The organism is Micromonospora craterilacus (assembly GCF_003236315.1).
Classification (GTDB): domain Bacteria; phylum Actinomycetota; class Actinomycetes; order Mycobacteriales; family Micromonosporaceae; genus Micromonospora; species Micromonospora craterilacus.
Genome location: NZ_POTY01000225.1, coordinates 1 through 11,594, shown reverse-complemented (window position 1 = coordinate 11,594; position 11,594 = coordinate 1). Strand labels below are relative to the sequence as shown.

Genomic DNA, 11,594 nt, shown 5'->3' with positions numbered 1-11,594 from the left:
GCTCGAGCAGAGAGGGGCTGTGAACCGGCATGCATGCTCCAGCTCGTGTACTCGGGGGGGCGGGAACACTTTACGTACGCATTCCCGCCGTGGCGAGTTCGCTTGCTGGCCAGCCACCGTTCTCCGCCGTGTCATCCTGCTGAAATGGCCGAACGTACAGATCCAAATAGACGGTCGGCGGTTGGTTCACAGGGAATCTTCAGCGATAGCAACAGCGCTGGCGGCGGCCGGTTGGCCGGTGGGCGGTGAACTGGGACGGGCGCTGCGGATCATTGGCCGCAACGCCCGTCGTCAGCCGCAGCGCCCGTCGTCAGCCGTTGTCGGACTTTGGCTTCTTGTTCGCCCGCACCCAGTCGGCCATCGTGTCGGCGGACATCGCCCGGTACATGGTCAGGGCGTTCTCCCGGTCGGAGACGACCACCGACTCGCCGTTGATCGTGTCGCTGCCCAGATGTGGGCTGGTGACGAAGGTGAGGTTCTCGCCCCGCAGGTTGCGGAACTGCACGGCCATGTCGGTTAGCGAGAATCCCTGGTCGACGGTGACCGCGTCGGTCACGGACCTGAGGAATGCGTTGAGTTTCTTCGGATTGGTCAGCGTGCCCGTGCTCGCCGCCTTGTCCATCAGCGCCCGGAGGAACTCCTGCTGGTGGCGCATCCGGGCGAAGTCGCCGTCGGGGAACTGCTTGCGCTGCCGGATCCAGTCCAGTGCCTCGGTGCCGTTCATGTGGTTGGTGCCCTTGGTGAACTTCCGGTAGGGCTTGTGGATCGAGGTGATGGTCCGCTCCACCTCCAGGTCGACCCCGTCGAGCGCATCGGTGACCTGCTTGAAGCCGCCGAAGTCGATCGCCATCACGTGGTCGATGTGCACGTCGGTGAAGCACTCGACGGTGCGTACCGCCAGCGGCAGCCCGCCGAAGGCGAACGCCGCATTGATCTTGCGCCGTTGGCCGGAGTCGCAGGCCGCGCCGGCGCTCTCCGGGATCGGCACGTACAGGTCCCGCGGAATGGAGACGAGGTACGCCTGCTTATGGTCCGCGGGGATGTGCATGACGATGATGGTGTCGGCGCGCCACTCACCGGCCTGGTCCATCGGTGCGTCCGGGTCCCGCGAGTCGGTGCCGACCAGCAGGATGTTCAACGCGCCGTTCACGGCCTTGGCCGGCCGGCCGCCGGTGATCTCCGAGAACGGGTCGGTCCGGGCCAGGTTGTTGTCGAGGCTGCGGGCGTAGAACCACGCACCGGTGCCACCGATCAGCGCCAGCACCAGCACCACCACGCCGGCCACCAGGGCGATCCGACGCCAACGCGGTCGCCGGCCGCGCGGCGGTTGCCCGCCGCCGGGCCCGCCCGGTCCCACCGGTCCGCGTGGACCTCCCGGCCCGCTGGGGAAAGCCGGCTCGTCGTCGTACGACGGATACCAGCGGGTGTCGGTCGTCCCGGCGGCGCGGTCGCGTCGATCCGGGCCCGGTACCGCCGCGCGACCGGCGCTGCGGTGCAGGTGGGGGACCGGCAGTGCGACGGGGATGGTGGCTGCCATGTAACTCAGGGTACGCAGCCTCGGCCAGTGCCGCCTTCCGTCGGCGTTTGCGTCGTGTCGGGCCGGTTACCCTGCCTGCTCGCGGAAGTGCTCAATCGTGCGTCGCAGGCCCACCTCGGGCGTTACCGTCGGCTCGTACCCGAGCACCGTGCGGGCGAGGGTGAGGTCCGGCCGGCGCATCTCCGGGTCGTCCGCGCCGCGAGTGACGTACGCCACCTCGGACTTGCTCTCGCAGAGTGACACGATCGCCTCGGCCAGTTCCCGCATGCTCATCTCGTGCTCGGTGCCGCAGTTCACCGGCCCGCTCTCGGTCGAGTCGAGCAACAGCAGGATGCCCCGGACGAGGTCCGCGACGTAGCAGATCGAGCGGGTCTGGTTGCCCGTGCCGTGCACGGTGATCGGCTCGCCGCGCAGCGCCTGGGAGATGAAGGTCGGGATCGCGCGGCCGTCGTCCGGGCGCATCCGCGGGCCGTACGTGTTGAAGATCCGTACGATCGCGGTGTCCAGCCCCCGACTCCGGCGGTACGCCATCGTGGCCGCCTCGGAGAAGCGCTTGGCCTCGTCGTACACGCTGCGGACGCCGATCGGGTTGACGTTGCCCCAGTACGTCTCCCGCTGCGGGTGCTCCTTCGGGTCGCCGTACGCCTCGGAGGTGGAGGCCAGCAGGAACCGGGCGCCGTCGGCGGCCGCGCGCTCCAGCAGGTGCAGGGTGGCCACCGAGCCCACCCGCAGGATCTCCACCGGCAGCTTCTCGAAGTCGGTCGGGCTGGCCGGGGAGGCCATGTGCAGGATCGCGTCGAACCGTTCCGCCAGCGCCGGATGGGCCGGCAGCCCGTCGGAGACGTCGGCCTCCACCAGGGTGAAGGTCGGTGTGTCGAGCAGGTGGGCGACGTTCTCCTTCGACCCGGTGACGAAGTTGTCCAGCGCGACCACCGTGCAGCCGCGCTCGATCAGCGCATCCACCAAGTGTGACGGTACGAAGCCGGCGCCGCCGGTGACCAGAACGCGGTGACCGGGGCCAAATCGCTGCTCAACCTTCATACCCGCCAGCCTATAAGGAGGGGCCCCCGGTTGACGCTGGGCGTCGTACCGGGGGCCTCTCTTAACACTGCGCAACCGCGTGCACCCGCAGGCGCAGTGCAGGTCGTGCCTCGATCAGTGCGCTCCCGCGCCGGTGAGCGCGCGCACCTCCAACTCGGCGTACTTCTCCTCGTCGCTCTCCTTGGAGATGACCGTGCCGATCCAGCCGCAGAGGAAGCCGAACGGGATGGACAGGATGCCCGGGTTGGAAAGCGGGAACCACTGCCAGTCGTGGTCGGGGAACATCGCCGTCGGTGCGCCGGAGACGACTGGCGAGAAGAACACCAGCACTACCGCGGCCAGCAGACCGCCGTAGATCGCCCACACCGCGCCTGAGGTGTTGAACCGCTTCCAGAACAGGCTGTAGAGGATCGCCGGCAGGTTGCCGGAGGCGGCCACCGCGAAGGCCAGCGCCACCAGGAACGCCACGTTCAGGTTCTGCGCGTAGATCGACAGGGCGATGGCGACCGCACCGATCACCAGCGCGGAGATCCGGGCGACGTTCACCTCCTGCCGCTCCGACGTGTTGCCCCGCTTGATCACGTTGGCGTAGAAGTCGTGCGCCAGGCTGGACGACGAGGCCAGGGTCAACCCCGCGACCACCGCCAGGATGGTGGCGAAGGCGACCGCCGCGATGATCGCCAGCATCGCCGCCCCGCCCAGATCACCGCCGAAGAAGTCGATCCCGAGCGCCTCGGCCAACTGTGGTGCCGCGGTGTTGCCGGCCCGGTCCTGCTCCCGGATGGCGTCGCCACCGACCAGCGCCGCCGCGCCGAAGCCGAGCGCCAGGGTGAGCAGGTAGAAGGAGCCGATGATGCCGATCGCCCAGAGCACACTCTTGCGGGCCGCCTTCGCCGTCGGGACGGTGTAGAAGCGGATCAGGATGTGCGGCAGGCCGGCGGTGCCGAGCACCAGGGCGATGCCGAGGGAGAGCAGGTCGACCTTGTTGTAGAAAGTCTGTGTCGCGTTGCCGGCGACTTCGACGCCGTACCGTAGCCCGGGTTCCAGGAAGGCGGCACCGTGCCCGGAACTCGCCGCCGCGTCACCGAGCAGCGACGACAGGTTGAACTTGTACTTCGCCAGCACCAGCAGGGTCATCAACAGCGCACCGCCCATGAGCAGGAACGCCTTGACGATCTGCACGTAGGTGGTGCCCTTCATGCCACCCACGGTGACGTAGATGATCATGAGCGCGCCGACCATGATGATGGTCGCCACCTTGGCGGTGCTCGCGTCCATGCCCAGGAAGGTGGTGCCGGGCCGGATGCCGAGCAGCAGCGCCACCAGGGCACCCGCGCCGACCATCTGGGCCAGCAGGTAGAAGATCGACACGGTGATGGTGGAGACCGCCGCCGCCGTGCGTACCGGCCGCTGGCGCATCCGGAACGCCAGCACGTCGGCCATCGTGTACCGGCCCGAGTTCCGCAGCAGCTCAGCGACCAGCAGCAGCGCCACCAGCCAGGCCACCAGGAAGCCGATCGAGTACAGGAAGCCGTCGTAGCCGTAGAGCGCGATGATGCCGGCGATGCCGAGGAAGGACGCGGCGGACATGTAGTCGCCGCCGATCGCCATGCCGTTCTGGAAGCCGGAGAACGACCGGCCGCCCGCGTAGAAGTCGGTGGCGGTCTTGGTCTGCCGGCTGGCCCAGATCGTGATCGCCAGAGTGGCCGCCACGAACGCCAGGAACAGCACGATGGTCAGGTTGCGGGCGGTGGTGTTGCCCGCCTGGACTGCGAGGAACATCGTGGTCACGAGTCACCTCCGGTGAGCTCGTGACGGATCTTGTCGGCCACCGGGTCGATCTTCCGGTCGGCGTACCGGGAGTAGAGCCAGGCGATGACGAAGGTGGAGACGAACTGGAGCAGGCCGAAGACCAGCGCCACGTTGATGTTGCTGCCGAAGAGCCGCGTGCCCATGAAGTCTCGCGCGTACGCGGAGAGGATCACGTAGAGCGCGTACCACAGGAAGAACGCGATGGTCATCGGGAAGACGAATCCGCGCAGCGCGCGGCGTAGCCCGGCGAACTCGTCCGACCGTTGGACCGCGAGGTACCGCTCCGGCACCGAGTCGGTCGGTGCGGAAGCGGGTGTGTCCGTGGACATCTTGTGGATCACCACCTTCACAGGCGTCAGGAGTTTCGCGCACGGTAGGAAGCGCGTTCCCTGCCGGAAAAGGCCGAGATCGGTGCCGGTCGGCACCTGCGCCGAACGGCAGCATCGCTGCGCCGAGTGACCCAGCTCACTCCGTTGACCGGTCGCCGGCGCTGTGCTCCTGAGCCGGTGCCGACCAGGTCGATGCACCGGTCGATGCACCGGCCGCTCAGGTCAGTTCGCGGTACCGGCCCCGGTAGTGCAACAACGGGTCGGTCTCCGTCACCAGCTCGACGACCTCGATGGTCGCCTCGACCAGCAGCGCCCAGCCGTACTCCCGGGCGCTGTCGAGCCGACACCCCGCCCACCCGCCGGCGTCGGCCGGCACCGGGCCGTACGGCGTGTCAGTCCAACTCCCGGTGGCGAACAGGCCGCCGGGCGACGGGAACAGCCCGGCGAACCGGTCGGCCAGCTGCCGGTGCGGTGGCCCGAGCGGCGCGACTGCGAACCGCCCGGCCTCCTCGACCGCCGCCCACAGGTCGGACTCGGCGTCGATCAGGCCGAGCAGCCGGTCCGGCTCACCCTCCGCCACCAGCGTGGAGGACACGGTCAGCCCGGCTGGCCCGGGCGCCGTCCAGAGCGTCACCGGCGCGGCGAGCCGACCCCGCAGCCGGCGTACCGGCGAGCGCTCGCCCGCCGGCACGGCGAACGGGTCGGTGTGGTGGATCTGGGCACCCGGCTCATGATTCACGTGAAACATTGTGACCCGCTCGGCCGGCCCGCGGGCCCGTGCCCAGGTCAGGAAACGGTCGTGAAGGCCAGCGTGGTGGAGCTGCCCGTTGAGCTGGCTGAGCTGGGCGTGGGCCTCCGCCATCAGCAGGCCGAGGTACACCAGGAGCGCAGTCCGATCCTCGCGGTACTCGACCAGCAACGAGAGCCGCGCCGGCTGGCAGGGCCAGTGCGCCCCGCAGGCTCGGCAACGCCAGAGCGGGCGCATCGGCAGGTGCGGCACGAACCGGCTCACGGTCGAGCCGACCCTCCGTGCCGGGCTGATCTCTCCGGCGCGGCGGGCGCCCCGGTCACCAGTCTCTCCGGCGAGGCGGGCGTCCCGGTCACCAGTCTCTCCGGCGCGGCGGGCGTCCCGGTCACCAGTGGCCCCCGTTCGCCCGCCAGGTCTGCGCGGGAGTGAGCCAGCCGGCCCGGCCGGGCCGGGGCTCAGCGACCGTCGGCCAGGAAGCCCAGCCCGGAAGCTGATTCGCCGGACGTCCCGGCACCGAAGACCCGGTGTGCGGGCGTGGCTCGGGTGCCGGTCGGCCAGTGTCCGGGTTCGCTGTGGATGGCGACAGGCGGCGGTACGACAGCAGCACGGCGTTTCGACACCTGCGGAACACGTTCGACATGCGGGGTGGCCTCCTTCGATCCGGGGGTCGCCCCGGCCGGGGAAATGACCGGGGCGACCCGACGCAGGACCGGCCGCCGGGTCGTCGCCTCCACCGGCCGGGCCGCGCGATTCCACCCTGGACTCCGCGCCTGCCGCAGGGGAGGATGCCAGCGATTACTACCCAGCGCGTTCGCGTACTTACCAGATGGGTGAGTGATGAACTTCGAGATGTGGATCAGGGCGTTGAAAGCCGCCCGTGCCGCTGCTGGCGTCTCCCAGGAGGGCCTCGCCGCCCTGATCAAGTGGAGCCCGTCGCTGATCGCCGCCATCGAGACCGGCCGCCGCCGGCCGACCATGGAGTTCGCCGTGGCCTCCGACGAGGCGCTGCAAACCGGCGGCCTGCTCGCCGAACTGCTCAAGGAGGCCGACCGGGAGCGCGGCCCGTCCTGGTTCGCTGCGTGGCGGGGCTACGAGCAGGAGGCGACCCGGTTGCGCGCCTTCGAGCCCTGCCTGGTGCCGGGCCTGCTCCAAACCGAGGAGTACGCCCGAGCCGTCATCTCGGCCGGTGGGCTACAGCCACCGGCCATGGTGGACGAGCTGGTCGCCGTCCGAATGGAGCGCCAGCAGCTCCTGCGCCAGCAACTGTTGCGGCAGGAAGATCCACCGCAGTGCGTCTTCCTGATGGACGAGACGGCGGTGCGGCGTCCGGTCGGCGGTCCAGCAGTACTCGACGCGCAGCTTGGCCGGCTGTTGGAGGAGGCTGAGCTGCCGCACGTTCGGTTGCACATCGTTCCGCTCAGCGTCGGTGCGCACGTTGGCCTTGGTGGCGGCTTCGTGCTGGTCGAACTCTCTGACGGTGAGCAGGCGATCTACCTGGAGAATGCCGCCCGAGGCCATGTGATCAACGACCCCGAGATGGTCCGTCTGATCGGCCGGAAGTGGGATAGCCTGCTCGGCGAGGCACTGTCCATAAGCACTTCGCTGGATTTGATCCGAAAGCTGAAGGTCACGCCATGAACGCTGCTGGACCTCGCTGGCGCACGTCGACTCGCTCGACCGATTCTGGTGGCAACTGTGTCGAGGTGGCGGACAACCTGCCCGGGGTGGTGCTGGTGCGGGACAGCAAGGATCGTTCCGGACCGTCGCTCGCCTTCGCGCCGACCGCTTGGCGGTCCTTCCTCGACCTGACCCAAGAGGCATCCACCCGCACCGCCCGCTGATCGCCTCACTGGCGGCGAGCCGACCACTCGGAAAGATCACGCTCGATCCAGGATCGAGTGGCCTCCATCGGCGTCCGAGACCACTCGATCCCTGATCGGGCGCGATCTTGCTGCACCGGTAGGGGCGGCGGTGGGCGTGAGGGACCAGCAGTTCAGGCTCGGTGGCGGTCCAGGACGCATCACTGCCATCGCGACCGCCCGCCAGCCGTCTCCGCCCTTCGGGAGTGGATCGTGCTCTATTACCGTGGCCGGGACGCCCCGAACCAGCCTGCCGACTGCCGCCCCGTTGGCCGAGCCGACTGCGCGGGAAGAGCGTGCTCGATGCAGGATCGAGTGGCTTCCGGGCGACGACGAGGCCACTCGATCCTGGATCGAGCACGGTCAGGCGGACCGCCCGCGATCATGCGGGAGCATCGGCAGGCGGCGGCACGGGGGGAGCGACGGTTATCCACAGGGGCAGCGCGCGGGGGGTGGTAGGTGCCACCGTCGAGGGCATGCCCAGATCGCCTCGTCGGCCACCGCAGTTGCGGGGGCGTGTCTTCCGTGGTTCGGTCGCCGTCGGCCGTGGCCTGCTCACTCGCAACGATCTTCGCAGTTCCGCCTGGCGCCCGCTCTTTCGCGACGTGTACGCGGATGCCCAACTGCCCGTCACCCATCGGACCAGGTGCACCGCTGTCGGCCGGTGGCTGATTCCGCCGGGCGGGGCGATCGCCGGTCGATCCGCTGCGGCGCTCTACGGGTGTGCTCAAGTCACCACCGACGACCCGGTGGACGTCCTCGTGCCGAGCGGCGTACGCGTCGGTGCCGTGGCTGGTCTGCGCGTCCATCACGGGCCCATCGACCCAGGGGACATTCTCGATCGCGCTGGCCCGGCTGTCACGTCACCCGAGCGCACCTGCTGGGACCTGGCACTCTGGCTCGACCTGGTGGAAGCGGTGGTGATCATCGACGCCCTGCTGGCGCGCCGTGTCACCGACCTGCCGGCGCTACGCGGGTACGCCGTCGCGCGAGCGGGCCGCCGGGGCTGGCGGGCGATGCTCCGCGCCGTCGATCTGGCGGATGCCGGCGCCGAGTCGCCGCAGGAGTCGCGGACCCGGGTGCGGTTGGTGCTGGCCGGGCTGCCCCGGCCGCGTACCCAGTGGATCGTGTCGGACCGGGGCCGTTTCGTCGCCCGGCTCGATCTCGCCTGGCCGGACTATCGGGTGGCGGTGGAGTACGACGGTCTCTGGCACGACAATCCGGAGCAGTTTCACTCGGACCGCAGACGGCTCAACCAACTGGTCGGCGGCGACTGGATCATCCTGCACGTCACCGCGAAGCGCCTCCGTGAGGACTTCGACGGCTTTGTCGCCGAGGTCCGGGCGGCCCTGCGCTCCCGGGGTCACGTCACCCGCGTACCCCGTTGACCCGAACTCCGATCAGCGGCGTGGGGTGACCGTGGCCAGGAGTTCGGGCTGGCGGCGGTCCAGCACGTCGCCGGCCAGGTGTGCGCCGAGCAGCGCCGCCCCGACGCCGTACGCGACGCCGAGCGGCAGGCCCAGCCAGAGCCAGGCGTCGCCGAGCAGCGCGGCGGCGATGACCATCGGTACGGCACCCGCGGCGGTGGCGAGCATGGCCACCAGGGTCAGCAGACTCTTGGCCACCCCGGCACCGCTGTTCATCGCGAACGGGTTGCTCGTCTCCGGCAGCGAGTACGCGCCGAGCACCGAGACGAACGAGTTGACGGCCAGCCCCGCGCCGTAGGTGCCGACCAGCGTGCCCGCCATGAACCCGATCCAGGCCGGTTCGCCGAGCACCAGCGCCACCACCACGGCGACCACCGCCAGTATCGGCAGCACGTACAGCGAGAAGGCGGTCATCCGGGCGCGCAGCTCCAGCCGGCCGGGCACCCCGGCGACCACGTTCGCGGCGTACGCGCTGCCGTCGAAGCCGAACTGGTTGGCCAGGGTCAGCGCGGCGAGCAGCCCGACGAAGAGCATGGAGAGGCTGACCAGGACCGGTGACGTCTCCCCGAGGGGGTTGAACCCCTGCTCGCTGTCGATGGTGAAGCCCCGCCCGCCCAGGTTGACCATCACCGGCACGAAGAGGCCGACCACCGCGATGGTGATCAGGTTGGCTCGCCGCCGGGCGTCCCGCCACCAGTAGCGGGCCTCCCGGGCGACCAGCGCGCCGAACTGGTCGCGGCGCAGCCAGCCGGCCGCCCGCGGGAACAGCCGGGCCACCGCGCCGCCGGTCAGCTCCGGCTTCGCCCGCGCCGGGCCGGCGCTCGCCGCGCCCACCATGGCCGACTCCAGCGAACGCGACCACCAGGCCAGCAGCGCGGCGATCGTCACCGCGGTGATCAGGAGCTTCAGCGGCGCGGCCCAGGCCCGTCCCTGGGCCACGTCGAGGCCGGCCGTCCACGGCGCGCCGAACGGGGTCCAGCCGACCACCGTCGCCACTCCGGCGAGCCGGTCCCAGTTGGCGTCCTGGATCGCGGCCAGGCCGGCGATCTGTAGCGGCCCGAGCAGCGCGGCGGCCACCGCGAGCAGGACGGCGGCCAGGTCCCGCACCCGCCGGGACCGGAGCATGGTGGCGAACGCGCTGGTCACCGCCCGTGCCGCGGCCACGCAGAGGAGCAATCCGGAGATCACCCCGACGGCGGCCACCAGGGCGGCCGGCCAGCCGCCGAACACGCCGGCGGTGACCACCAGGCCGGAGAGCGCCAGCAGCACGGCAACCGTGGGTACGCTCACCAGCGCCGCCGCGAACAGCCCGGTGACCAGGGTGCGCCGGGTCAGCGGCAGCAACGCGAAGCGGGCCGGATCGAGCGTCTCGTCGACGCCGAAGAAGACCAGGGGCAGCAGCAGCCAGCCGAGCACCGCCAGCCCGCCGCCGAACGCGGCGACCAGCATCGCGTACCGATCGTCGCCGGCCAGCCCGGGGGCCGCCAGGCCGAAGAAGGCGCCGACGGCGAACCAGAGCCCGAACAGCGACCCGATTATGAACAGCGCCACCCGCCAGCCCTGGCCACGGAAGTTGTTCCCCATCACCCGCAGCTTGAGCCGGACGAAGTGCCGAGCCGAGACGCGCCGGACGGGGCTCGCCGGGGCGTTCACCGGGACAGCCACGCCAGCTCCTCACCGGTGGCCGTACGCCCGCCGACCACCTCGACGAAGACCTCCTCCAGCGAGCGGTCGCCGCGTACCTGCGCCAGCGTGCCGACCCGCTTGATGGTGCCGTCGGCGAGGATCGCGACGTGCGAGCAGAGCCGCTGCACGACCTCCATCACGTGGCTGGAGAAGACCACCGTCCCGCCGCCGGCGACGTACCGCTGGAGGATGTCGCGGATCAGCGCGGCCGAGACCGGATCGACCGCCTCGAACGGCTCGTCCAGCACCAGCAGCCGCGGCCCGTGCAGCAGCGCGCAGGCCAGCCCGATCTTCTTCTTCATGCCGGCCGAGTAGTCGACCACCAGGGTACGGCCGGCGTCGGCGAGGGCGAGCACGTCGAGCAGTTCGGCCGCACGCTGATCGACCACCGCCGGGTCCATGCCGCGCAGCAGACCGTGGTACGCCAGCAGCTCCGCGCCGCTGAGCCGGTCGAACAGGCGTACACCGTCCGGCATGACGCCGAGCAGTTGCTTCGCCCCGACCGGGTCGGCCCACACGTCGCGCCCGAGCGCCCAGGCGCTGCCGGCGTCGGGCCGCAGCAGCCCGACCGCCATGGACAGGGTGGTGGTCTTGCCCGCGCCGTTCGGGCCGAGCAGCCCGTAGAACGAGCCGGCCGGCACGTCCAGATCCACGCCGGCCACCGCGATCTTGCTGTCGAACCTCTTGGCCAGGCCGCGCAGCGCCAGCGCCGGGTGCTCACCAGTCATGTCACCGACGGTATCCGGTCCGGACCGGCGCTCCCACCAACCCGCGAGGGAGCCGGAGATCATCCCCGAGTCGTACGCGACCCGCCCGACGCCCGCCTTCGGACCGAGGTGTTAACAAGGGGCCCCTTCTCTACCGCAGGCGTTAAAAAGGGGCCCTTCCTTACAAGCGTGCTTACAGGCGGAGGGTGTCGGGGGCGTGTAGGCGGAGCATGGTGCGGCCGATGTCGGCCGGCGCGCGGCGGCGGGTCGCCAGGGATACCGCGACCATCACCGTGAAGGCCAGCGGCACCGTCCAGGCGGCCGGCTGCGCGGTGAGGGTGGCCGGCCAGCCGGTCAGCGGGGGGCCGAGCACGGTGATCAGCACCGCCGTCACCGCCGCGCCGCCGCCGACCAGGATCCCGGCCGCCGCCCCCGCGTCGGTGAGCCC

Annotated in this window: 10 protein-coding genes and 1 pseudogene; 3 read left to right on the top strand and 8 right to left on the bottom strand. The window is 70.5% G+C overall.

What is annotated here, in order from left to right; genetic code table 11:
• Positions 1-310: 310 nt before the first annotated feature.
• The 5 genes from C1I95_RS26920 to C1I95_RS26900 all read right to left on the bottom strand — a co-directional run bounded on the left by C1I95_RS26920 (position 311) and on the right by C1I95_RS26900 (position 5,704).
• A complete protein-coding gene (locus C1I95_RS26920; RefSeq protein WP_111217899.1) occupies positions 311-1,537 on the bottom strand; it encodes an LCP family protein in 1,227 nt (408 codons plus the stop codon).
• 66 nt (positions 1,538-1,603) lie between these two features.
• Positions 1,604-2,578, bottom strand: a complete 975-nt coding sequence (locus C1I95_RS26915) for an NAD-dependent epimerase/dehydratase family protein (protein WP_111217897.1) — start codon at positions 2,576-2,578, stop codon at positions 1,604-1,606.
• A 114-nt stretch (positions 2,579-2,692) separates the two neighbouring features.
• A complete protein-coding gene (locus C1I95_RS26910) occupies positions 2,693-4,360 on the bottom strand; it encodes a monocarboxylic acid transporter (RefSeq protein ID WP_111217906.1) in 1,668 nt (555 codons plus the stop codon).
• 5 nt (positions 4,361-4,365) lie between these two features.
• Complete coding sequence (locus C1I95_RS26905; protein WP_111217908.1) at positions 4,366-4,719, bottom strand: DUF485 domain-containing protein; 354 nt, start codon at positions 4,717-4,719, stop codon at positions 4,366-4,368.
• Positions 4,720-4,936: 217 nt separating this feature from the next.
• Complete coding sequence (locus tag C1I95_RS26900; RefSeq protein WP_111217904.1) at positions 4,937-5,704, bottom strand: flavin reductase family protein; 768 nt, start codon at positions 5,702-5,704, stop codon at positions 4,937-4,939.
• A gap of 600 nt (positions 5,705-6,304) precedes the next feature.
• Between C1I95_RS26900 and C1I95_RS26895 the strand changes: the two genes are divergently transcribed.
• From C1I95_RS26895 to C1I95_RS26885, 3 genes are all read left to right on the top strand, one after another.
• Positions 6,305-7,105, top strand: coding sequence for a helix-turn-helix domain-containing protein (locus tag C1I95_RS26895; RefSeq protein WP_111217895.1), 801 nt, complete (start codon positions 6,305-6,307; stop codon positions 7,103-7,105).
• A complete protein-coding gene (locus tag C1I95_RS26890) occupies positions 7,102-7,308 on the top strand; it encodes a DUF397 domain-containing protein (RefSeq protein WP_111217893.1) in 207 nt (68 codons plus the stop codon). The genes C1I95_RS26895 and C1I95_RS26890 overlap by 4 nt, the downstream gene beginning before the upstream one ends.
• A gap of 494 nt (positions 7,309-7,802) precedes the next feature.
• A complete protein-coding gene (locus tag C1I95_RS26885; RefSeq protein ID WP_111217903.1) occupies positions 7,803-8,714 on the top strand; it encodes an endonuclease domain-containing protein in 912 nt (303 codons plus the stop codon).
• A gap of 12 nt (positions 8,715-8,726) precedes the next feature.
• Here the strand turns inward: C1I95_RS26885 and C1I95_RS26880 are convergent, their stop codons facing one another.
• The 3 genes and pseudogenes from C1I95_RS26880 to C1I95_RS26870 form a co-directional block, all read right to left on the bottom strand.
• Entirely contained in the window at positions 8,727-10,418 is a 1,692-nt protein-coding gene (locus C1I95_RS26880) for an ABC transporter permease (protein ID WP_111217891.1), read from the bottom strand.
• Positions 10,403-11,167 carry an ABC transporter ATP-binding protein gene (locus C1I95_RS26875; protein WP_111217901.1) on the bottom strand — a complete coding sequence of 255 codons (765 nt, stop codon included), beginning with the start codon at positions 11,165-11,167 and terminating at the stop codon, positions 10,403-10,405. Before C1I95_RS26875 ends, C1I95_RS26880 begins: the two co-directional genes overlap by 16 nt.
• Positions 11,168-11,339: 172 nt before the next feature.
• Positions 11,340-11,594, bottom strand: a pseudogene (locus C1I95_RS26870) (cation acetate symporter); the annotation flags it as partial.